Source organism: Streptomyces spectabilis, from assembly GCF_008704795.1.
GTDB lineage: Bacteria > Actinomycetota > Actinomycetes > Streptomycetales > Streptomycetaceae > Streptomyces > Streptomyces spectabilis.
Genome location: NZ_CP023690.1, coordinates 8,121,003 through 8,146,979 on the forward strand (window position 1 = coordinate 8,121,003; position 25,977 = coordinate 8,146,979).

Consider the following 25,977-nt stretch of genomic DNA (forward strand, 5'->3'; position numbering starts at 1 on the left):
CCTTTATCGCACCCGCCCTTCGGCCGCATTCAGCGGAAATCCCGTAGGGGCGGGTAGGGGGAGGGTAGGGGTTGTTGGTCGTATAGCGCCCTCATAGCGTCATCGAGAAAACGGCTGCGGACAGGTCCGTTGTATGCCAGCAGGTGCGGCACACGTCCTGAACAGGTGACATTTGATGGCGAATGAAGAGACGCTGCGCGACTATCTCAAGTGGGTTTCGGCGGACCTGCATCAGACGCAGCAACGTCTGAAGGACATCGAGGCCGCTGCGCAGGAGCCCATCGCGATTACCGCGATGAGCTGCCGCTTCCCCGGCGGCGTGGGCGGCCCGGAAGACTTGTGGCGGCTGCTCGCCGAGGGCCGCGACGCCATTTCGGGGCTGCCCACCGACCGCAACTGGGATCTGGAGTCGCTCTACGACCCGGACGCCGCCGGAAAGCAGGGCACCAGTTCCACGGCCCACGGCGGATTCCTGGACCGGGTCGCCGAATTCGACGCGGCATTCTTCGGGATTTCCCCGCGCGAGGCCCTGGCGATGGACCCGCAGCAGCGGCTCCTCCTGGAGACCGCGTGGGAGGCCTTCGAACGTGCGGGCATCGACCCCGCGACGGTACGCGGCAGCCGCACCGGCGTGTTCGTCGGCACCAACGGCCAGGACTACGCCCCGCTCCTCTTCGAAGCCGAGGAGGACGTCGAAGGCTATGTGAGCACCGGCAACGCGGCCGCCGTCGAATCCGGCCGCATCGCCTACACCCTCGGCCTCGAAGGCCCCGCCCTCACCGTCGACACGGCCTGCTCCTCCTCCCTGGTCGCCCTGCACCTGGCCGTGCAGGCGCTGCGCCAGGGCGAGTGCGGCATGGCTCTCGTCGCGGGCGTCACCGTCATCTCCACGCCCGGCGTCTTCACCGAGTTCAGCCGCCAGCAGGGCCTCGCCGCCGACGGCCGCTGCAAGGCGTTCGCGGCCGCCGCCGACGGCACCGGCTGGGGCGAGGGCGTCGGCATGCTCCTCGTCGAGCGCCTCTCCGACGCGCGCCGTGCCGGCCGCCCCGTCCTCGCGGTCGTACGCGGCTCCGCCGTCAACCAGGACGGCGCCAGCAACGGCCTGACCGCCCCCAACGGCCCCTCCCAGCAGCGCGTCATCATGCAGGCCCTCGCCAACGCCCGCCTCACGGCCGCCGACGTCGACGCGGTCGAGGCGCACGGCACCGGCACCACCCTCGGCGACCCCATCGAGGCCCAGGCCCTCCTCGCCACCTACGGACAGGAGCGCCCCGAAGGCGGCGAACCCCTGTGGCTGGGGTCCATCAAGTCCAACATCGGCCACACCCAGGCCGCCGCGGGCGTCGCGGGCCTCATGAAGATGGTCCTGGCCATGCGCCACGGCGTCCTGCCGCCCACCCTCCACGTGGACGAGCCGACCCCCGAGGTCAACTGGACGACGGGCGCCGTCGAACTCCTCACGGAAGCCCGGGAGTGGACCGAGCGCGCGGACGGCGGCCCCCGTCGCGCGGGCATCTCCTCCTTCGGCGTCAGCGGCACCAACGCCCACGTCATCGTCGAGCAGGCACCGACCGCCGACGAACCGACGGCCGCTGCGAAGCCCGAGACGGCCCCCGTCGTGGCGGGCGCGGTACCGGTCGCCCTCTCCGCGAAGACCCCCGAGGCCCTGCGGGCCCAGGCGGACCGTCTGCGCGAACACCTCCTGACCACCGCCGAATGCGAACCGGCCGACGTGGCCTGGTCCTTGGCGGCGTCCCGCACGCGGTTCGAGCACCGGGGCGTCGTCCTCGGGCGCGACCGCGAGGAACTGATCGCCGGGCTTGAGAGCCTCGCTGCGGGTGCTGCCATCACGGGGCGTGCGGTGACTGGCGCGGGGCGTGCGGTGTTCGTGTTCCCGGGTCAGGGTTCGCAGTGGGCCGGGATGGCGCGTGAACTCCTGGCTGATTCTCCGGTGTTCGCGGAGCGGATGGGGGAGTGCGCGGACGCGTTGTCGGAGTTTGTGGATTGGGATCTGCTGGAGGAGTTGGGCGGGGACCGGTTCGACCGGGTCGATGTCGTCCAGCCGGTGTTGTTCGCGGTGATGGTGTCGCTGGCGGCGGTGTGGCAGGCGGCCGGGGTGAAGCCCGCCGCTGTGGTGGGTCACAGCCAGGGTGAGATCGCCGCCGCGTGCGTCGCCGGTGCGCTGTCGCTGCGGGATGCCGCCCGGGTGGTGGCGCTGCGCAGCCTGGCGATCCGTGAGCTGTCGGGCAAGGGCGGCATGGTCTCGGTGCCGCTGCCCGAGGCGGAGGTCCGTGAGCTGGTCGCGGGCTGGGAGGGCCGCATCGAGGTCGCCGCCGTGAACGGCCCGGCCCAGGTGGTGGTGTCGGGTGAGCCGGAGGTGCTGGAGGAGCTGGTCGCCCACTGCACCGGCCAGGACGTCCGTGCCCGCACCATTCCGGTGGACTACGCCTCGCATTCGTCGTACGTGGAGCAGATCGAGGCCCAGATCGGCCAGGCCCTGGCGGAGGTGAGCCCGCAGGCCGCCGAGATCCCGCTGTACTCGACCCTGACCGGCACCTGGCTGGATGTCCCGATGGACGCGGGCTACTGGTACCGCAACCTGCGTCAGACGGTCCTGTTCGAGCATGCCACCCGCGGTCTCCTGGCCGAGGGCCATGGCCTGTTCGTGGAGATGAGCCCGCACCCGGTCCTGACGGTCCCGGTGCAGGCGACGATCGACGCCACGGACAGTCCGGCGGCCACCCTCGGCTCCCTGCGCCGCGACGAGGGCGGTGCCGACCGCCTCACCGCCTCCCTCGCCGAAGCGCACACGTACGGCGCGGAGTTGGACTGGAAGGCCCTCGTCCCCGGCGAACGCACCCTGGTCGACCTGCCCACCTACCCCTTCCAACGCGAGCGCTACTGGCCCAAGGCCGCCCCGGCGGGCGCCGGGGACGTGGTGTTCGCGGGGCTGCGGGCCGCAGGGCACCCGCTGCTCGGGGCCGCCGTCGCGCTGGCGGGTGCGGAGGGCCACCTCTTCACGGGGCGGCTCTCGACGCAGACCCACCCCTGGCTGGTGGACCACGCGGTGGACGGCGCGATCCTGCTGCCCGGTACGGCGTACGTCGAACTCGCGCTGCGCGCGGGCGACGAGGTCGGCTGCGGCCACCTCGAAGAGCTGACCCTGGAAGCCCCCCTCATCGTCCCGGAGCAGGGCGCCGTCCAGCTCCAGATCTCCGTCGGCGGCCCCGACGGCTCCGGCCGACGCGAACTGAGCCTGTACGCGCGCCCGCAGGGCGACGCCGACGACGCCCCCTGGACGCGGCACTTCACCGGCAGCCTGCTGCCCGCCGCGCCCGCCGCGCCCGCCGAGCCGTCCGTGGAGGCCGCGGAGCTGTCCGTGTGGCCCCCGGCGCGGGCCGAGCGCGTCGACGTGTCCGATCTGTACGAGCGCCTCACGGCGGGCGGCCACGGCTACGGCCCGCTCTTCCAGGGCCTGCGCGCCGCCTGGCGCCGGGGCGGCGACGTCTACGCGGAGATCGAACTGCCGCAGGAGGCACACGCCGACACGGAGGCCTTCGGGCTGCACCCGGCGCTCTTCGACGCCGCGCTGCACGCGATCGGCCTCGGCGACTTCATCGAGCGGACCGACCGCGCGCACCTGCCCTTCGTCTGGTCCGGCGTCACCCTGCACGCCACGGGCGCGACCACCCTGCGGGTGCGCGTCACGTCGGCGGGCACCGACACCGTGGCCGTGCTCGCCGCCGACGCCACCGGGCAGCCCGTGGTCTCCGTCGGCTCTCTCGCCCTGCGCGCCCTCTCCGAGGAGCAGCTGACCGGCGGGCCCCGGCTCGACGCGCTGTTCCAGGTGGAGTGGACGCCGGTCGACGCCCCGGCGACGACGGACGATCAGCTCTCCTCCGCGGTGCTCATCGGCCACGACGCCCCCGGCGCGCCGGCCTCCGTACGACGGACGTACGCCGACCTGGACTCCCTCAGGACCGCGCTCGACGAGGGCGCCGACCTGCCCGCGACCGTGCTCCTGCCGCTGCTCACGGAGGCGCCGTCCACCGGCGCCGGGCCCGAACTCGCCTCCGTACGCCCCCTGTTGGAGCGGGCGCTCGACGCGGTGCAGGGGTGGCTCGGTGACGAGCGGTTCGAGGCGTCCCGCCTCGTCGTGGTGACCCGCGGCGCCGTCGCGGTCGACGACGTGGCGCCGGACCCGGTGGCCGCCGCCGTCCGGGGGCTGCTGCGCTCGGCGCAGTCCGAGCACCCGGACCGCTTCGTCCTGCTCGACCTCGACCCGGCCGGGACCACCGACGCGCCGGTGGCCGCCGCGCTCGCCACCGACGAGCCCGAACTGGCGATCCGCGAGGGTTCCCTGCGCGCCCCGCGCCTGACCCGGGTGCCGCTCCCGGAGGCCGCTGCGGCTGCTGAGGGCCCTTGGGGTGACGGCACCGTCCTGATCACCGGCGGTACCGGCACCTTGGGCGGCCTGGTGGCCCGCCACCTGGTGACCCGGCACGGCGTACGGGACCTGCTCCTGGTCTCCCGCCGGGGCGAGGCCGCGCCCGGCGCCGCCGAACTCCGCGTGGAACTGGAGGAGTCGGGCGCGCGCGTGCGGCTCGCCGCCTGCGACACGGCCGACCGCGCCGCGCTCGCCGCCCTCCTGGACGAGACCGGCGCCGGGCTCTCGGCGGTCGTGCACGTGGCCGGTGCCCTGGACGACGGCGTGGTCACCGCGCTGACGCCGGAGCGCCTGGACACCGTCCTGCGGCCGAAGGCCGACGCGGCGCTCCACCTGCACGAGCTGACGGCGGGCCTGGACCTCTCCGCCTTCGTCCTGTTCTCCTCGGCCGCCGGTGTCTTCGGCACTCCCGGCCAGGCCAACTACGCGGCCGCCAACGCCTTCCTCGACGCCCTGGCCCAGCACCGCCGGGCCCACGGCCTGCCCGCGACCTCGCTCGCCTGGGGCCTGTGGGCCCAGGCCAGCGAGATGACCGCCCACCTGGGCGCGGGCGAGCTGGACCGCAGGACGCGCGCGGGCGCGGCCCCGCTCTCCAGCGCCGAGGGCCTCGCCCTCTTCGACGCGACCCACGCCGCGGGCCACGCGCTGACCGTGCCGGTCCGCCTGGACCTCGCGGGCCTGCGCGCCCGGGCCGCGTCCGACGGCGTTCCGCCGTTCCTGCGCACTCTGGTCCGCGCGCCCCAGCGGCGCACCGCGGCCGCCGCGGGGAAGCAGGAGGGCTCCGCCCTCGCCCAGCGCGTCGCCGCGCTGCCGGAGGCGGACCGCGAGGAGGAAGTCCTCACGCTGGTGCGCGGCCACGCTGCCGCCGTCCTCGGCTACCCGTCCGCCGACGCCATCGCGCCCGACCGGGCCTTCCGCGAGGTCGGCTTCGACTCGCTCACCGCCGTCGAACTGCGCAACCGCCTCACCGCCGCGACGGGCCTGCGCCTGCCCGCGACGCTCGCCTTCGACTATCCGGCCGCCACCGTCCTCGCCCGCCACATCCTCGAAGAACTCCTGGGCACGGACGCGGCGGCACACCCCCGGGGAACGGCCCGTACGACGACGGGCACGGCCCCCGAGGACGACGACCCCATCGTGATCGTCTCCATGAGCTGCCGCTACCCGGGCGGCGTCGCCACCCCCGAGGACCTGTGGCGCCTCGCCGCCGACGGCGTCGACGCCATCGGTGACCTGCCCGCCGACCGGGGCTGGGACGTCGACGCGCTCTACGACCCCGACCCGGACAGCGTCGGTTCCTTCTACACGCGCGAGGGCGGCTTCCTCTACGACGCCGCCGACTTCGACCCGGCCTTCTTCGGCATCTCGCCGCGCGAAGGCCTGTCCATCGACCCGCAGCAGCGGCTCCTCCTGGAGACCACCTGGGAGGCGTTCGAACGCGCGGGCATCGACCCGACGACCGCACGCGGCAGCTCGACCGGCGTGTTCGTCGGCGTCATGTACAACGACTACGCCACCCACCTCCTGAGCGCCCCCGGCGGCCTCGACGACCTGGAGGGCTACGTCGGCAACGGCAGCGCCGCGAGCGTCGCCTCCGGCCGCATCTCGTACACCTTCGGTCTCGAAGGCCCGGCGGTCACGGTCGACACGGCCTGCTCGTCGTCCCTGGTCGCGCTGCACCTGGCGGCGCAGGCGCTGCGCCAGGGAGAGTGCGACATGGCCCTCGCGGGCGGTGTCGCCGTCATGTCGACCCCCGGCACGTTCATCGAGTTCAGCCGCCAGCGCGGGCTCGCCGCCGACGGCCGCTGCAAGTCCTTCGCCGCCGCCGCGGACGGCACCGGCTGGGGCGAAGGCGTCGGCCTGCTGCTCCTGGAGCGCCTCTCGGACGCCCGCCGCAAGGGCCACCGGGTCCTGGCCGTCGTACGGGGCTCCGCCGTCAACCAGGACGGTGCCAGCAACGGCCTCACCGCCCCCAATGGCCCGTCCCAGCAGCGCGTCATCCGCGCCGCCCTCGCCAGTGCCGGTCTCTCCACCGAGGACGTGGACGCGGTGGAGGCGCACGGCACGGGCACCACGCTCGGTGACCCGATCGAGGCGCAGGCGCTGCTCGCCACCTATGGGCGGGAGCGTTCCGAGGACCGTCCGCTGTGGCTCGGCTCGCTGAAGTCGAACATCGGGCACACGCAGGCCGCCGCCGGTGTCGCCGGTGTCATCAAGATGGTCATGGCGATGCGTGAGGGGGTGCTGCCGCAGACGCTGCACGTGGACGAGCCGACCCCGCAGGTGGACTGGACGGCGGGCGCCGTCGAGCTGCTGACCGAGGCCCGCGAGTGGGGCGAGCGGGACGGCGGCGGTCCGCGCCGCGCGGGCGTCTCCTCCTTCGGCGTCAGCGGCACGAACGCCCACGTCATCGTCGAGCAGGCGCCCATGGCCGACGAGCCGGTCCGCCCGGACGAGGCGGCCGACGGCGCCGCGCCGCTGACGCCCGTGGTGCCGCTGGCCCTCTCGGCGAAGACGTCCGATGCCCTGCGGGCCCAGGCGGCCCAGCTGCGCGAACACCTGCTGTCCCCCACTGAGTCGGGCATGCACGACTTGGCCTGGACGCTCGCCGTGGCCCGCTCGCGGTTCGAGCACCGGGGCGTCGCCCTCGGCCGCGACCGCGAGGACCTCCTCGCCGCCCTCGGACGACTGGCCGAGGGCGAAGGAACCGCCCAGGGCGTCGTCACCGGCCGGGTGCTGGGTGGGTCGGTCCGTCCGGTGTTCGTGTTCCCCGGGCAGGGTTCGCAGTGGGCCGGTATGGCACGTGAACTCCTTGATGAATCACCGGTGTTCGCGGAGCGGATGCGGGAGTGCGCGGACGCGCTCGGTGAGTTTGTGGATTGGGATCTGTTGGAGGAGTTGGGCGGGGACCGGTTTGACCGGGTGGATGTGGTCCAGCCCGTTCTCTTCGCGGTGATGGTGTCGCTGGCGGCTGTTTGGCAGGCGGCCGGGGTGAAGCCCGCTGCTGTGGTGGGTCACAGTCAGGGTGAGATCGCGGCCGCGTGCGTGGCGGGTGTGTTGTCGCTGCGGGACGCGGCCCGGGTGGTGGCGCTGCGGAGCCTCGCCATCCGTGAGCTGTCGGGCAAGGGCGGCATGGTGTCCGTGCCGCTGCCCGAGCAGGAGGTCCGGGAGCTGATCGCGGCGTGGGGCGAGCGTGTCTCGGTCGCGGCTGTCAATGGCCCGGCCCAGGTGGTGGTGTCGGGTGAGCCGGAGGCGCTGGAGGAGCTGGTCGCGCACTGCACCGGTCAGGATGTCCGGGCCCGGACGATCCCGGTGGACTACGCCTCGCATTCGTTGTACGTGGAGCAGATCGAGGCCCAGATCGACGAAGCCCTGGCGGAGGTGAGCCCGCAGGCCGCCGAGGTCCCGCTGTACTCGACCCTGACCGGCACCTGGCTCGACATCCCCATGGACGCGAGCTACTGGTACCGCAACCTGCGTCAGACGGTCCTGTTCGAGCACGCGACACGTGGTCTTCTCGCCGAGGGCCACGGCCTGTTCCTGGAGATGAGCCCGCACCCGGTCCTCACGGTCCCGGTGCAGGCGACGATCGACGCCACCGACAGCCCGGCGGCCACTCTCGGCTCCCTCCGCCGTGACGAGGGCGGCGCCGACCGTCTCATGGCCTCCCTCGCCGAATCGCACACGTACGGCGTCGAACTCGACTGGCAGGCACTTCTCCCCGGTGCGCGCATCGTCGCCGACCTGCCCACCTACGCCTTCCAGCGGCAGCACTACTGGCCCGAATTCGCGTCGGCGGACGACGCCGAACCGGTCGCCGCGAACGAGATGGACTCCCGCTTCTGGGAGGCGGTGGAGCGTGAGGACCTGGAGCAGTTGGCTGCTGAGCTGGAGGTGGCGGACGGCTCCGCCGCCGAGCTCGGGGCCGTACTGCCGGTGCTGTCGTCGTGGCGGCGGCAGCGGCGCGAGCGGTCCACGATCGACAGCTGGCGCTACTCCGTCACCTGGAAGCCGCTGCCGAGCGGCGCCCTTTCGGCGTCCACCCTGTCCGGGCGCTGGCTGGTCGTCCTGCTCGAGAGCGCGGGGAACCACCCGTGGGCGGCAGGCATCACCGACGCCCTGGCGCGGGCCGGTGCGGACATCACGGAACTGCGGGTCACAGCGGCGGAGTTGACGCGTGAGGCGTTGGCCGCTCGGGTGAGGGGTGTCGTCGACGGTGGCCTCGCCGGTGTGGTGTCGCTGCTCGGTTTCGAGGAGTCGGCGCATGCGGAGTACGCGGGTGTTCCGGCTGGTCTGGCCGGGACGGTGGCGTTGGTGCAGGCCCTCGGTGACACGGGTGTTCAGGCGCGGCTGTGGGCGGTGACCCGGGGTGCGGTGTCGACCGGTCGCAGTGACCGTGTCGAGAGCCCGGAGCAGGCCCAGTTGTGGGGCCTCGGCCGGGTCGTGGCCCTGGAGCACCCGGAGCGGTGGGGCGGTCTCGTCGATCTTCCGCAGTCGTACGACACACGGGCGGGCGCGCGCTTCACGGCCGTCCTCGCGGGAGTCGGGGGAGAGGACCAGCTTGCCGTGCGCGGCACCGGCGTCGTCGTGCGCCGCCTCGCACGGTCCGAGCCGGCCGAGCAGGCCAAGCCGTGGACTCCGCGCGGCACCGCTCTGATCACCGGTGGTACGGGCGCCATCGGCGGGCACGTGGCGCGCTGGCTGGCCCGCGCGGGCGCCGAGCACCTGGTGCTCACGAGCCGCCGTGGCCTCGACGCGCCTGGCGCGGCCGAACTCCGGGCGGAACTGGAGGGGTTGGGGGCCGAGGTCACGTTTGCGTCCTGTGACGTGGCCGACCACGATGCCGTCGTACGACTCCTCGACGAACTCGCCGCGGAGGGGCGCACCCCGCGGTCCGTCTTCCACACGGCGGGCGTCGGGCAGACGCAGCCGCTGGACGACATGTCCGCCGCCGACATCGCGGAGGTGTGCGGCGCGAAGACGGCGGGAGCCGCCCACCTCGACGCGCTCCTGGACTCCGGTGACCTCGACGCCTTCGTGCTCTTCTCGTCGAACTCCGGCGTGTGGGGCGGCGGCGGCCAGGGCGCCTACGCGGCCGCCAACGCCTACCTCGACGCCCTCGCCGAGGCCCGGCGCGGCCGCGGCCTCACCGCGACCTCCGTGGCCTGGGGCCTGTGGGCCGGTGGCGGCATGGCCGGGGACGAGGGCGCGGAGCACCTGCGACGCCGTGGCCTGGCCGCGATGGCGCCGGAGCGGGCGATCGCCGCGCTCGCCCGCGCGGTGGCGCACGGCGAGACGTTCCTGGCGGTCGCCGACGTGGACTGGGAGCGGTTCGCGCCCTCGTTCACGTCGGTGCGGCCCAGCACCCTCATCGGCGACCTGCCGGAGGTGCGCCGCGCCCTGGCCGAGCCCGAGCGCGCCGGTTCCGGCGCGGGCAAGCAGGGCGCTCCGGGCTCCGAGTGGGCCGAGCGGCTCGCCGGTCTCGCGGCGGCGGAGCAGGAGCGGCAGCTCCTCGACCTGGTGCGCGGGCAGGCGGCCTCGGTCCTCGGCTACGCGGGCGCGGAGGCGGTCGAGCCGTCGCGTGCCTTCCGTGAGCTGGGCTTCGACTCGTTGACGGCGGTCGAGGTCCGCAACCGCATCGCCACGGCCACCGGCCTGAAGCTGCCCACGACCCTCGTCTTCGACTACCCGACGTCCGCCACGCTCGCGGGTTACCTGCGTACGCAGCTGGTGGGGGAGCCCGAGACGGGCCCGGCTGCTGTCGCTGCCGGGCGTGCGGTGGACGCCGATGACGACCCGATCGCGATCGTGTCGATGAGCTGCCGCTACCCCGGCGGCGTCGCCAGCCCCGAAGCCCTGTGGCGCCTGCTGGCCGAGGGCGAAGACGCGATGTCCGAGTTCCCCGGAGGCCGTGGCTGGGACCTCGAATCCCTCTACGACGCCGACCCCGAGAACCGGGGCACCAGCTACGCCCGCCAAGGCGGATTCCTCTACGACGCCGACCAGTTCGACCCCGTCTTCTTCGGCATCTCGCCGCGCGAGGCCCTTGCCATGGACCCGCAGCAGCGGCTTCTCCTGGAGACCGCGTGGGAGGCCTTCGAACGCGCGGGCATCGACCCGGCGACCCTGCACGGCAGCCAGGCGGGCGTGTTCGTCGGCGCGTCCTCGCAGGGCTACGGCTCGGGCCTGCGGCAGACCCCCGAGGGCGTGGAGGGCTACCTGCTGGCGGGCGGCGCGACGAGCGTCATCTCCGGCCGCCTCTCGTACGCGTTCGGCCTCGAAGGCCCGGCGGTGACGGTCGACACGGCCTGCTCGTCGTCCCTGGTCGCGCTGCACCTGGCGGCGCAGGCGCTGCGCCAGGGAGAGTGCGACATGGCGCTCGCGGGCGGCGTGACCGTCATGTCCAACCCCGGCGCCTTCATCGAGTTCAGCCGCCAGCGCGGCCTGGCCGCCGACGGCCGCTGCAAGGCCTTCGCGGAGGCGGCGGACGGCACGGGCTGGGGGGAGGGCGTGGGCCTGCTCCTGCTTGAGCGTCTGTCGGACGCTCGCCGCAAGGGTCACCAGGTCCTCGCGGTTGTACGGGGCTCCGCCGTGAACCAGGACGGCGCGAGCAACGGCCTGACCGCGCCCAACGGCCCGTCCCAGCAGCGCGTCATCCGTGCGGCCCTGGCGAACGCGGGCCTCGCGGCTGCCGATGTCGACGCAGTCGAGGCGCATGGCACGGGCACCACGTTGGGCGACCCGATCGAGGCGCAGGCGCTGCTTGCCACCTATGGCCAGGAGCGTCCCGAAGGTCAGCCGCTGTGGCTCGGCTCGGTGAAGTCCAACATCGGCCACACCCAGTCCGCTGCCGGTGTCGCGGGCGTCATCAAGATGGTCATGGCGATGCGTGAGGGTGTGCTGCCGCGGACGTTGCATGTGGACCGGCCGAGTTCGCATGTGGACTGGTCGGCGGGTGCGGTTGAACTCCTTACGGAGCCTCGTGCGTGGGTGGAACGTGCGGATGCGCCGCGTCGTGCGGGTGTCTCCTCCTTCGGTGTGAGCGGTACGAACGCGCATGTGATCGTGGAGCAGGCGCCGGTCGAGGAGCCCGCCGAGCGTGTGGAGCCGGTGGTGCCGGTCACGGCGGTGCCGTGGCTGGTCTCTGCCCGGAGTGCGGAGGCGCTGCGGGCGCAGGCCGAGCGGCTGCGGGAGCATGTTGCGGCTGGCGCCGGGCTGGATCCGGTGGACGTGGGCTGGTCGCTTCTGTCGGGGCGGGCCGTGCATGAGCATCGGGCGGTGGTCTTCGGCCGGGAGCAGGAGGAGTTCCTGACCGGGCTTGAAACGTTCGCCTCGGGTTCGGTGGTCGAGGGCCGTCTTGCCGTCCTGTTCACGGGCCAGGGCAGTCAGCGGGTCGGCATGGGCCGGGAGCTGTATGAGGCCTTCCCGGTCTTCGCGGATGCGCTGGACGAGGTGTGTGCTCATATCGATCCGTGGATAGAACGTTCGCTCCAGAGCGTGATGTTCGGTACGGACGCGGACCTCCTTGAACAGACGGGTTATGCGCAGCCCGCGCTGTTCGCGATCGAGGTGGCGCTGTTCCGACTTGCGGAGTCCTTCGGCGTACGCCCCGAGATCGTGGGCGGTCACTCGATCGGTGAGCTGGCGGCCGCGTATGTGGCCGGGCTGTGGTCACTGGAGGATGCGGCGCAACTGGTGGCCGCGCGGGGCCGGTTGATGCAGGCGCTGCCCGAGGGTGGGGCGATGCTCGCTGTCCAGGCTGCGGAGGTCGACGTCCTGCCGTTGCTGGCGGATGTGTCGGACCGTGTGGGTGTGGCGGCTGTGAACGGCCCGGCGCAGGTCGTGCTCTCCGGTGAGCGCTCCACCCTCGAAACTCTGGAGCAGACCCTGCGGGGCGAGGGCCGGAAGGTCAAGTGGCTGAAGGTGTCGCACGCCTTCCACTCGCCGCTGATGGACCCTGCTCTGGACGAGTTCCGGCGCGTGGCACGGCAGTTGACGTATCAGGATGTGTCGCTTCCGGTGGTCTCCAATCTCACCGGTGAACTGGCCGATCCAGCTGCCCTGAAGGATCCCGAGTACTGGGTCCGGCACATCCGTGAAGCGGTCCGCTTCCACGACGGCCTGAACGCCCTCACCGGCCAGGGTGTGTCGACGCTCCTGGAGCTGGGCCCGGACGCCGTCCTGACGGCGATGGCGCATGACACCCTCACGGACCCGGCTGCGCAGGCGGGCCTGGTCGCCGCTGTCCGCAAGGACCGCCCGGAGCCGGACACCTTCCTGGCCGCCCTCGCGCAGCTGCACGTACGCGGCACCGACGTCGACTGGACACCGCTCTACACCCCGGTCGAGTCCCGGCGCCGCGTCGACCTGCCCACCTACGCCTTCCAGCACCAGAGCTACTGGCTCCGGCAGACCGCCGGTGTCGCCGACGTCGAGTCCGCGGGGCTCGTGCCGGCGGGGCACCCGTTGCTGGGCGCGGGGATGCCGCTGGCGGACGCCGACGGCTACCTCTTCACCGGGCGGCTCTCGCTGGCCACGCATCCGTGGCTGGCGGACCACGCGGTGGCCGGGCGCGTCCTGTTGCCGGGCACGGCCTTCGTGGAGCTGGCCACGTACGCGGGCGGGCAGATCGGTTACGGCGTACTCGACGAGCTGACCCTCGGCGCGCCGCTCGTGCTGCCCGAGCGCGGCAGCATCCAGGTGCAGCTGCGGGTCGAGGCTCCCGACGGTGCCGGGCGCAGGCCCCTCAGCCTGCACTCGCGCCCGGAGCCGGGCGACGGAACCGAGGGCCTGTCGGCCGACGCCTGGACCAAGAACGCCACCGGCACCCTGACCGAGTCCGTGCCGGACGCGCCCGCCGCGTCCGACGATCTGAGGTCGTGGCCGCCCCGCGACGCGGAGCCCCTCGTGGTCGACGGGCTCTACGAGGAACTGTCCACGGCGGGCTACGACTACGGGCCGGTGTTCCAGGGGCTGCGTGCCGCCTGGCGGCGCGGCGACGAGGTGTTCGCCGAGGTGGCGCTGCCGGAGGGCGAGCACACGCAGGCCGGTTCCTTCGGCCTGCACCCGGCGATCCTCGACGCCTCCCTCCACGCCCGGGCCATCGGTGCTGCCGGGGATGCGGCGGTCGACACGGAACCGGCCACCGGTGGACTGCCGTTCACCTGGACCGGAGTCACCGTGCACGCCGCGGGCGCCGCCACCGTGCGCGTCCGCCTGGCGCCGAACGGCGCGGACGGCGTCTCCCTGGAGGTCGCGGACACCACGGGCACGCCGGTCGCATCGGTCGACGCACTCGTCTTCCGGCCCATGTCGAAGGACCTCATCGAGCGGATGAGCGGCGGGCACCCGCACGCGGACTCCGTCTTCCACGTGGAGTGGACGCCCCAGGCCCTGGCGTCGTCGTCCGCCGAGTCGGCCTCGTACGTCTCGTACGAGGAGCTGGACGCCGGAGGGGACGTTCCGGCGGCGGTGGTGTGGGAGGCCGGTGGGTCCGGTGGCGAGCTGCGGCCCGAGGTCGTGTCGGCGCGGTTGGCCGAGGCGCTGGGTGTCGTACAGGGCTGGCTGAAGGACGAGCGGTCGGAGTCCTCGTGCCTCGTCGTCGTGACGCGGGGCGCGGTCGCTGTCGGCGACGCGGCGCCGGATCCGGTGGGCGCCGCCGTGTGGGGCCTGGTGCGCTCGGCCCGCTCGGAGCACCCGGGCCGCTTCCTCCTCGTGGATGTGGACGCGGACGCGGACATGGACGCGGGCATCGACGTGTCGGTGCTCGGCACCGTGCTGGCGTCGGGCGAGCCGGAGGCAGCCGTGCGGGGCGACTCGCTCTGGGTGCCCAGGCTCTCCCGGGTCACGGCCGCGTCCGCCGACGGCGACGACACCCCATGGGGCCAGGGCACGGTCCTGGTGACGGGCGCGTTCGGCGGCCTGGGGCGCGTCGTGGCGCGGCACTTGGCCGAGCGTCACGGCGTACGGGACCTGCTTCTTGTCTCGCGCCGAGGCCTGGACGCCACAGGGGCGACCGCACTGCGCGACGAACTCCGGGCGCTGGGCATGAAGGTGACGGTGGCCGCGTGCGACATGGCCGACCGGGGCGCCGTGGCGGCGCTCCTGGACGAGCGTGGCGCGGAGCTTTCGGCGATCGTGCATGTGGCGGGGGTCTTGGATGACGGTGTGGTCTCCTCGCTGACTCCGGAGCGTGTGGAGGCGGTGCTGCGGCCGAAGGTGGACGCGGCGCTGCACCTGCACGAGCTGACCGCGGGCCTCGACCTGTCGGCGTTCGTCCTGTTCTCCTCGGCGTCCGGCGTCTTCGGCGGTCCGGGGCAGGCCAACTACGCGGCGGCCAACAGCTTCGTGGACGCGCTCGCGGCCACCCGCCGCGCCCAGGGGCTCCCGGCGACCGCCCTTGCGTGGGGCCTGTGGGCCCAGGACAGCGACATGACGGGCGGCCTCGCCGACGCCGACCTCCAGCGCATGGCGCGCGGCGGCATCCTCGCGCTCGGCACGGACGAGGCACTGGCCCTGCTCGACCTCGCCCCGGAGAGCGAGCACCCGGCGCTCGTCCCGATCCGCATCGACACCGCGGCGCTGCGCACCCAGCCGCAGGAGACGCTGTCCGCGCTCTTCCGGGGCCTGGTCAGGCCCGCCGTCCGGCGCGCCCGCAGCGCGGGCCCGGACACCACGGCCGCGAGCGCCGCACGCACGGACTCCCTGGTGGAGCGCCTGGCGGGCCGCTCCGGCGCCGAGCGCGACCGGATCCTGCTCGACCTGGTCCGTACGCACGTGGCGGGCGTGCTCGGTTACGCGTCGCCGAACGCCGTCGAGCTGAGCCGGGGCTTCCTGGAGCTCGGCTTCGACTCCCTGACGGCCGTGGAGCTGCGCAACCGCCTCAACGCCGAGACCGCACTGCGGCTGCCCAGCACACTGATCTTCGACTACCCGAACCCGGCCGCCCTGGCCGAGTACCTGTCGGAGGAACTGCCCGCCACGGCCGTGACCCCGGTCGCCCCCGGCGACCTGGACACGGAGCTCGACCGCCTGGAGAGCGTCCTCAAGGCCGTCGGCGGCGACACCGACGGCACCGAACGGGACCGCGTCGCGGGTCGGCTGCGGTCGCTGCTCACCGCCTGGGACACCACGCGCGACACCGCCGCCCCGGTCACGGAGCGGCGGCAGGAGCTCGAGGACATCGAAGGCGCCACCGCCGACGAACTCTTCGACCTGCTTGACGACGAACTCTGCACTCCCGCAGAGACAAGCCCGAACACCGGCTCAGACACCGGCTCAGACATCAGCTCAGACACAGGCTCGGACACGGACCGGCCCGACCGCTTCGAGGAGGCGCTGTAAATGGCGAACGAGGAGAAGTACCTCGACTACCTGAAGCGGGCGACGACCGACCTGCGCGACGCCCGCCGCCGGGTGCGGGAACTGGAGGACGCCCGCCAGGAGCCCATCGCGATCGTCGGCATGAGCTGCCGCTACCCGGGCGGCGTGAACACGCCCGAGGACCTGTGGCGGCTCGTCGCCGACGGCACCGACGCGATCTCCGCGTTCCCCGCCGACCGCGGCTGGGACACGGACGAGCTGTTCGACCCGGACCCCGACAAGCAGGGCACCAGCTACACCGCGGAGGGCGGCTTCCTCTACGACGCCCCCCAGTTCGACGCCTCGTTCTTCGGCGTCTCGCCGCGCGAGGCCACGGCCATGGACCCGCAGCAGCGGCTCCTCCTGGAGACCGCGTGGGAGGCGATCGAGCGGGCGGGCATCGACCCGGTCTCGCTCCGCCGCAGCCGCACCGGCGTCTTCGCGGGCGTCATGTACTACGACTACGCGACCCGACTGCACGCCCTGCCGGAAGGCGTCGAGGGCTACATCGGCACCGGCAACGCGGGCTCGGTCGTCTCCGGCCGCGTCGCCTACACCCTCGGACTCGAAGGCCCGGCCGTCACCGTCGACACGGCGTGCTCGTCGTCCCTGGTCGCCCTGCACCTGGCCGCGCAGGCGCTGCGGCAGGGCGAGTGCACCCTCGCCCTCGCGGGGGGTGTGACCGTGATGCCCACGGCGGGCACGTTCATCGACTTCAGCCGCCAGCGCGGTCTGTCGACGGACGGCCGCTGCAAGTCCTTCGCCGCCTCGGCGGACGGCACCGGCTGGGGCGAGGGAGCGGGCCTGCTGCTCCTGGAGCGCCTGTCGGACGCCCGTCGCAACGGCCACAAGGTCCTCGCGGTCGTACGGGGCTCCGCCGTCAACCAGGACGGCGCCAGCAGCGGCCTGACCGCGCCGAACGGTCCTTCCCAGCAGCGTGTCATCCGTGACGCCCTGACGAGCGCGGGCCTGAAGCCGGGCGACGTGGACGCCGTGGAGGCGCACGGCACCGGTACGACCCTGGGCGACCCGATCGAGGCGCAGGCCCTGATCGCCACGTACGGCAAGGAGCACTCGGCCGACCGGCCGCTGTGGCTCGGCTCGCTGAAGTCGAACATCGGCCACACGCAGGCCGCCGCCGGTGTCGCCGGTGTCATCAAAATGGTCATGGCGATGCGCGAGGGGGTGCTGCCGCAGACGCTCCACGTCAACGAGCCGACCCCGCAGGTGGACTGGACGGCGGGGACCGTCGAGCTGCTGACCGAGGCCCGCGAGTGGGCCGAGCGGGACGGCGGCGGCCCGCGCCGCGCGGGCGTCTCCTCCTTCGGCGTCAGTGGTACGAACGCCCACGTCATCGTGGAGCAGATAGGGGAGCCCGAGCCCGAGCCCGGCGGCGGTGATCAGGACGCCGCGCCCTCGGTGGTGCCGGGCGTGATCCCGCTGGCACTCTCGGGCCGCACCCCGGAGGCCCTGCGGGCCCAGGCGGCACGGCTGCGCGAGCGATTCCTCGCCGACACCGGTCTGGGACCGGCCGACGTGGCCTGGTCCCTGGCGGTGGCCCGCTCGCGCTTCGAGCACCGGGGCGTCGTCCTCGGCCGCGACCGGGACGACCTCCTTGCCGGGCTTGAGCGCCTTGCCGACGGGGGTGCCCTCACGGGCCGTGCGCTCGGCGGGGTGGTCCGTCCGGTGTTCGTGTTCCCGGGGCAGGGTTCGCAGTGGGCCGGGATGGCACGTGAACTGCTCGATGAGTCGCCGGTGTTCGCGGAGCGGATGCGGGAGTGCGCGGAGGCGCTGGGCGAGTTCGTGGACTGGGACCTCCTTGAGGAGTTGGGCGGTGACCGCTTCGACCGTGTCGACGTCGTCCAGCCCGTGCTGTTCGCGGTGATGGTGTCGCTGGCCGCCGTCTGGGAGGCGGCCGGGGTGAAGCCCGCCGCCGTGGTGGGTCACAGCCAGGGCGAGATAGCCGCCGCGTGTGTGGCGGGGGCTCTGTCCTTGCGGGATGCCGCGCGGGTGGTGGCTCTGCGGAGCCTGGCGATCCGTGAGCTGTCCGGCAAGGGCGGCATGGTGTCCGTGCCGCTGCCGGAGCAGGACGTACGCGAGCTGATCGGGGGTCTGGAGGGCCGGATCGAGGTCGCGGCCGTCAACGGCCCGGCCCAGGTTGTCGTCTCCGGCGAGCCGGAGGCCCTGGAGGAGCTGGTCGCGCGCTGCACGGGTCAGGACATCCGCGCTCGTACGATCCCCGTCGATTACGCCTCGCACTCCTCGTACGTGGAGGAGATCGAGGCGCAGATCGGTGAGGCTCTTGAGGGGGTGAGCCCGCAGGCTGCCGAGGTCCCGCTGTACTCCACGCTGACCGGTTCGTGGTTGGACGTGCCGATGGACGCGGGCTACTGGTACCGCAACCTCCGCCAGACCGTTCTGTTCGAACACGCCACCCGTGGCCTGCTCGGCGAAGGCCACAGCCTCTTCCTGGAGATGAGCCCGCACCCGGTCCTCACGGTCCCGGTGCAGGCCACCATCGACGCCACCGACAGCCAGGCCGCCACCCTCGGCTCCCTGCGGCGCGACGAGGGCGGCGCCGACCGCCTCACGGCGTCCCTCGCCGAAGCCCACACGTACGGCGTCGAACTGGACTGGAAGGCGTTCTGCCCGGGCGCCGGAACCGTCGTCGACCTCCCCACCTACCCCTTCCAGCGCGACCACTATTGGATGCTGGCCCCGGACCAGGACGCCGACGCCGAGGCCGCGTCGGCCACGGACGAGGTGGAGTCCCGGTTCTGGGAGGCCGTGGAGCGCGAGGACTTGGAGCAGTTGACGTCCACTCTCGTGGATGTCGACGAGAGTTCGTTGAGCGCGGTCCTCCCGGGCCTCGCGTCCTGGCGGCGGCAGCGGCGCGAGCGGTCCACGATCGACACCTGGCGCTATCGCGTGACCTGGAAGCCGCAGGCGGGCGGCCTGCCCGTGCCCGCCCTGACGGGCCGCTGGCTCGTCGTCGTACCGGAGAGCGCGGGCGAGCACGCCTGGGCGCCCGGTGTCGTCGAGGCGCTGACGCAGGCCGGTGCGCAGGTGTCCGAACTACGCTTCATGGCGCGGGAGTTGACGCGCGAGGCTCTGGCCGTCCGGCTGCGGGAAGTCGCTGACGCGGAGCTGTCGGGAGTGGTGTCGCTGCTCGGCTTCGAGGAGGCCCCGCACGCGGAGCACGCGGGTGTGCCTGCCGGGCTGGCCGGGACCGTAGCCCTCGTGCAGGCCCTCGGCGACGCGGGCATCGAGGCCCGGCTGTGGGCGGTCACCCGGGGTGCCGTGTCGACCGGCCGCAGCGACCGTGTCGAGAGCCCGGAGCAGGCCCAGTTGTGGGGCCTCGGCCGGGTCGTGGCCCTTGAGTATCCGGACCGCTGGGGCGGTCTGATCGACCTCCCGTCGGCGTACGACACGCGCGCCGCGTCCCGGTTCACGTCGATCCTCACGGGGCTCGGCGACGAGGACCAGCTCGCCGTGCGGGACACGGGCGTGTTCACGCGCCGGTTCGCGCACGCGCCGCTCGACGGCCCGGAGGTGGAGTGGGCGCCGCGCGGCACCGCCCTGATCACCGGCGGTACGGGCGCCATCGGCGGGCGCGTGGCGCGCTGGCTGGCCCGCGAGGGCGCCGAGCACCTGGTGCTCACCAGCCGCCGCGGCCCGGACGCGCCCGGCGCGACCGAACTCCGGGCGGAACTGGAGGAGTTGGGCGCCCAGGTCACCGTCGCCGCCTGTGACGTGGCCGACCGCGATGCCGTCGTACGACTCCTGGACGAGCTGACGGCGAAGGGCCATACGCTGCGTTCCGTCTTCCACGCCGCCGGTGTGAGCCCGTCGTTCCCCATCGCGGACATGTCCGCCGCCGACATCGCTGAGGTGTACGGGGCGAAGACGGCGGGCGCCGCCCACCTCGACGAACTGGTCGACTCCGAAGGCCTGGACGCCTTCGTGCTCTTCTCGTCGAACTCCGGCGTGTGGGGCGGCGGCGGCCAGGGCGCCTACGCGGCCGCCAACGCCTACCTCGACGCCCTCGCCGAGGCCCGCAGGGCCCGCGGCGTGCCCGCCGCCTCCGTCGCCTGGGGCGCCTGGGGCGGCAGCGGCATGGCCGCCGACGCGCAGGCCGAGGAGCACCTGCGGCGCCGTGGCGTGACGGCGATGGCGCCGGAGCTGGCGGTGGCGGCACTCGCCCAGGCCGTGGCGCACGGCGAGACGTTCCTGGCGGTCGCGGACGTGGACTGGGAGCGGTTCGTGCCCTCGTTCACTTCGGCGCGGCCCAGCCCGTTCATCGGGGACCTGCCCGAGGTGCGACGGGTGCTCGCCGAGCCCGAGACGGCCGCCGCCCCGGCCGGCGCCAAGGGTGCGGGCTCGGAGTGGGCCGAGCGGCTCGCGGGCCTCCCGGAGCGCGAGCAGGAGCGGCAGCTCCTCGATCTCGTACGCGGCCACGCCGCGGCCGTGCTCGGCTACGCGGGTCCGGAGGCGGTCGAGCCGTCGCGTGCCTTCCGTGAGCTGGGCTTCGACTCGTTGACGGCGGTCGAGGTCCGCAACCGCATCGCCACGGCCACCGGCCTGAAGCTGCCCACCACCCTCGTCTTCGACTACCCCACGTCCGCCACGCTCGCGGGCTACCTGCGTACGCAGCTGGTGGAGGAGCCCGAGACGGCCGTGGTCGCGGCCGGGCGCGTGGCGGGCGCCGACGATGACGACCCGATCGCGATCGTGTCGATGAGCTGCCGCTACCCCGGCGGCGCCACCAGCCCCGAAGCCCTGTGGCGCCTCGTCGCCGAGGGCACCGACGCGATCTCGGTGTTCCCCACCGACCGGGGCTGGGGGGCGGAACAGGGCGGCTCCGCCGACACCGGCTTCGCCGCGCAGGGCGGCTTCCTCTACGACGTGTCCGAGTTCGACGCCGGGCTCTTCGGCATCTCGCCGCGCGAGGCCCTCGCCATGGACCCGCAGCAGCGGCTCCTCCTGGAGACCTCCTGGGAGCTGTTCGAACGCGCGGGCATCGCACCATCGGCCCTGCACGGCAGCAGCACCGGCGTGTTCGTCGGCGCCTGCTCCCAGGGCTGGTCGGCGGGGCTCGCCCACGCCCCGGAGGGCGTCGAGGGCTACCTGATGACGGGTGACGCGACGAGCGTCGTCTCCGGCCGCATCTCGTACAGCTTCGGGCTCGAAGGCCCGGCGGTCACCGTCGACACCGCGTGCTCGTCGTCCCTGGTCGCGCTGCACCTGGCGGCGCAGGCGCTGCGCCAGGGCGAGTGCGACATGGCCCTCGCGGGCGGTGTCACCGTCATGGTGAGCCCGGCCGCGTTCCTGGAGTTCAGCCGCCAGCGCGGCCTGGCCGCCGACGGCCGCTGCAAGCCGTTCGCGGAGGCGGCGGACGGCACCGGCTGGGGCGAGGGCGTCGGCCTGCTCCTCCTGGAGCGCCTCTCCGACGCCCGCCGCAACGGTCACGAAGTCCTCGCGGTCGTACGCGGCTCCGCCGTGAACCAGGACGGTGCCAGCAACGGCCTGACCGCGCCCAACGGCCCGTCCCAGCAGCGCGTCATCCGTGCGGCCCTGGCGAACGCGGGCCTCGTGGCCGCCGATGTCGACGCGGTCGAGGCGCATGGCACGGGCACCACGTTGGGCGACCCGATCGAGGCGCAGGCGCTGCTTGCCACCTATGGCCAGGAGCGTCCCGAAGGTCAGCCGCTGTGGCTCGGCTCGGTGAAGTCCAACATCGGCCACACCCAGTCCGCCGCCGGTGTCGCGGGCGTCATCAAGATGGTCATGGCCATGCGCCAGGGGGTCCTGCCGCAGTCCCTGCACGTGGACCGGCCGAGCACGCACGTCGACTGGTCCGCGGGCGCTGTCGAACTCCTCGCGGAGACGCGCGAGTGGGCCGGGCGCCAGGACGGCGGGCCGCGCCGCGCGGGCGTCTCGTCCTTCGGCGTGAGCGGTACGAACGCCCACGTGATCGTGGAGCAGGCCCCCATCGAGGAACCCGTGGAGGTCGTGGAGCCGGTCGCCCCCGTCACGGCCGTGCCCTGGCTGGTGTCCGGCCGCAGCGCGGAGGCCCTGCGGGCGCAGGCCGACCGGCTGCGCGAGCACATGGTCACGCACCCCGACCTGGACCCGGTGGCCGTCGGCCGGTCGCTGCTCACGGGCCGGTCCGCACTCGAACACCGGGCCGTCGTCCTGGGCCGGGGCAGCGATGAACTCCGCACAGGCCTCGAAGCACTGGCCTCCGGCGGCCCGGGCGTGGTCTCCGGCACGGTCACCGAGGGCCGCCTCGGGGTGGTCTTCACCGGCCAGGGCAGCCAGCGGATCGGCATGGGCCGGGAGTTGTACGAGACGTTCCCGGTGTTCGCGGACGCGTTGGACGAGGTGTGCTCGTATCTGGATCAGTGGGTAGAACGTTCGCTCCAGAGCGTGATGTTCGGTACGGATGCGGGGCTGCTTGAGCAGACGGGTTATGCGCAGCCTGCGCTGTTCGCGATCGAGGTGGCGCTGTTCCGACTTGCGGAGTCCTTCGGCATACGTCCGGAGATTGTGGGCGGGCACTCGATCGGTGAGCTGGCGGCCGCGTATGTGGCCGGGCTGTGGTCCCTCGAGGACGCGGCCCGACTGGTGGCGGCGCGGGGTCGTTTGATGCAGGCCCTGCCCGAGGGCGGCGGCATGCTGGCCGTCCAGGCCACGGAAGCCGACGTGCTGCCGCTGCTCGACGGGATCGCCGACCGTGTGGGTGTGGCGGCGGTGAACGGCCCGGCGCAGCTGGTGCTCTCCGGTGAGCGCGGCGGGCTCGAAGGCCTGGAGCAGACGCTTCGCGGTCAGGGCCGGAAGGTGAAGTGGCTGAAGGTCAGCCACGCCTTCCACTCGCCCCTGATGGACCCCGTTCTCGCGGACTTCCGTAAGGTCGCCGAGGGCCTGACGTACGGGGAGCTGAGCCTGCCGGTCGTCTCGAACGTCACCGGTGAGCTGGCCGATCCCGCCGAGCTGAGGGATCCCGAGTACTGGGTCCGGCACGTCCGCGAGGCGGTCCGTTTCCACGACGGCCTGAAGGCCCTCACCGGGCACGGCGTCACGACGCTCCTCGAACTGGGCCCCGACGCCGTGCTCACGGCCATGGCGCACGACACGCTCACGGACCCGGCCGCCCAGAAGGGCCTGGTTGCCGCCGTCCGCAAGGACCGCGCCGAGCCCGGCACGTTCCTGACCGCGCTCGCGCAGCTGCACGTACGCGGAGCCGAGGTCGACTGGACGCCGCTGTACGCGGACACGGCGCCGCGCCGCCGTGTCGAGCTGCCCACCTACGCCTTCCAGCGGCGGCGCTACTGGCCGAGCGCGGGCACGGGAGCGGGCGCGGCGGGCGACGTGTCGGCGACGGGTCTGGTCGCGGCGGGGCACCCGCTCCTGGGTGCGGCCGTGCCGCTGGCCGACTCGGACGGCCACCTCTTCACCGGGCGGCTTTCGCTGGCGACGCATCCGTGGTTGGCGGATCACGCGGTGGCGGGGCGGGTGTTGCTGCCGGGCACGGCGTTCGTGGAGCTGGCGGTGCGGGCCGGTGACGAGGTCGGCTGCGGTGTCCTTGAGGAACTGACGCTGGCGTCTCCGTTGGTGCTGCCCGAGCGTGGTGCCGTACAGCTCCAGGTCGGCGTAGGAGCCGAGGACGCGGACGGGCGGCGCGCGGTCGTCCTGCACTCGCGTGAGGAGCGCGACGACTACGCGGCCGACGGCGGGTGGACCGCGCACGCCACCGGCGTGCTCGCCGGCGGCGGGCTGCGGAAGGCGGAGTTCCGGCTCGCCGAGTGGCCGCCGCGCGACGCCGCCGAGGTCGATGTCGAGGGCCTGTACGCGCACTTGACGGAGCTGGGCTTCGCGTACGGGGAGGCGTTCCGGGGGCTGCGTGCCGCGTGGCGGCGCGGCGACGAGGTGTTCGCCGAGGTCGCGCTCCCGGAGGGGCAGGCCGAAGGCGCGGAGGCCTTCCGCCTGCACCCCGCGCTCCTCGACGCGGCTCTGCACGTGCTCGGCCTCGGCGTGCCCCGGGACACCGGGGCCGAGGGCAGCGGCGCGCGGCTGCCGTTCGCCTGGAGCGGTGTGGCGCTGCATGCGACCGGGGCGTCCACGCTGCGCGTGCGGCTCGCCCCCGCGGGCGGCGACGGTGTGTCGCTCGCCGTCTCGGACGGGCTCGGCGACCCGGTCGCCACCGTCGACTCGCTGGTCTTCCGGCCGGTCGCGGTGGACCGGCTCGGCGGCGGCGCGGCCGACGACTCGATGTTCCACGTGGAGTGGCGGCCGCAGCCCCTGCCTGCCGCCGCCACGATGGCGCTGACCTCCTACGATGACCTCGGAGCGAGCGAGGAGCTGCCGGACGCCGTGGTGTGGCGGGCCGGCGGCGCCGAGGGCGCGGTGAGCGCGGAGGCCGTGTCGGCACGCCTTGCCGAGGCGCTGGGCGTGGTTCAGGGCCTGCTGGCCGACGAGCGGTTCGAGACGCTGCCGCTGGTGGTGGTCACGCGCGGCGCCGTCGCCGCCGGTGACGGCGCGGCGGACCCGGTCGGCGCGGCCGTGTGGGGCCTGGTGCGGTCGGCCCGCTCGGAACACCCGGGCCGGTTCGTCCTCGTGGACACGGACACCGACGGCCCCACCGCCGCAGGTCCGGACGAGTCCGTACTCGCCGCTGTGCTCGCCTCCGGTGAGCCCGAGGTGGCGGTCCACGGTGGTACGGCGTTCGTGCCGCGCCTGGCCCGCGTCGCGGCCACCGGCGGGAGCGATGCCCCCTGGGGCGAGGGCTCCGTCCTGGTGACGGGCGCGTTCGGCGGCCTGGGACGGCAGGTGGCGCGCCACCTGGCCGAGCGTCACGGCGTACGCGACCTGCTGCTCGTCTCGCGTCGCGGCCCGGAGGCCGCCGGGGCGGACGAACTGCTGGCCGAACTGGCCCAGTTCGGTGCCACGGCGACGATCGCCGCCTGTGACGTGGCCGACCGGGACGCCCTGGCCGGGCTCCTCGACACCAAGGGCGCGGACGTCTCCGCGGTCGTGCACGTGGCGGGCGTCCTCGACGACGGCGTCGTCACCTCACTCACCCCGGAGCGCGTCGACACCGTGCTGCGCGCCAAGGTGAACGCGGCGCTCAACCTGCACGAACTCACCGCCGGACGCGACCTGTCCGCGTTCGTCCTGTTCTCCTCCGCCGCCGGAGTCCTCGGCGGCGCGGGCCAGGCGAACTACGCCGCCGCCAACAGCTTCCTGGACGCCCTCGCGGCCGCCCGCCGCGCCCAGGGCCTCCCGGCGACCTCGCTCGCCTGGGGCATGTGGGCCCAGGAGAGCGAGATGACGGACGGCCTCGCCGACGCCGACCGCCAGCGCATGGCCCGCGGCGGTGTCGCCCCGCTGTCCACGGAGGAGGGCCTGGCCCTCCTGGACGCGGCGGTCACCACCGCCGACGCGCCCGCCGCCCTCGTCCCCCTGAGCCTGGACGCGACGTCCCTGCGGGCCGCGGCGGAGACCGACGCCGACGGCGTACCGGCGCTGCTGCGCGGCCTCGTCCGCACCCCGGCACGGCGCGCCGCGGCCGGCGGCGGGGCCGCGGCCGAACCGGCGGGCCAGGCACCCCTGCTCGCCCAGCTGGCGGGCCTCGACGCGGCCGAGCGCGACAAGGTGCTCACCGAACTGGTCTGCGCCCACGTGGCGGCCGTCCTCGGCTACGAGTCCGCGGCGGCCGTGGAGGCCCACCGCGCCTTCCGGGAGCTGGGCTTCGACTCGCTCACCGCCGTCGAACTGCGCAACGCCGTGAACGGGGCCACCGGCCTGCGGCTGCCCGCCACGCTGATCTTCGACTACCCGAACCCGGCCGCCCTGGCGGCCCACCTCGCCACCGCGCTGCCGCTCGGCGACGCGGGGAGCGGGGGCGGCCTCTCCGGCCTCTCCGGCCTCTCCGTGCTCGACGAACTGGACCGCCTGGAGTCGGCCCTGCTCGCGATGGAAGCGGACAGCATCGCCCAATCGAAGATCACCATCCGGCTGCAGACCCTCCTGTCGCGCTGGAGCTCACCCCGGAGCCAGGGGGCCCAGGCGGGCGGCCCGGCGGACGACGACCTGGACCTCGACCTGGACACGGTCTCGGACGAGGAACTCTTCGACGCGCTCGACGACGAGCTGGGCCTCACCTGACA

2 protein-coding genes are annotated in these 25,977 nt (G+C 73.8%); both read left to right on the plus strand.

Going from position 1 to position 25,977, the window contains the following annotated elements:
* The first annotated feature begins 175 nt into the window (after nucleotides 1–175).
* Entirely contained in the window at nucleotides 176–15,790 is a 15,615-nt protein-coding gene (locus CP982_RS34945) for a type I polyketide synthase (RefSeq protein WP_150514124.1), read from the plus strand.
* Nucleotides 15,791–25,975, plus strand: coding sequence for a type I polyketide synthase (locus tag CP982_RS34950; protein ID WP_150514125.1), 10,185 nt, complete (start codon nucleotides 15,791–15,793; stop codon nucleotides 25,973–25,975).
* Nucleotides 25,976–25,977: the final 2 nt, after the last annotated feature.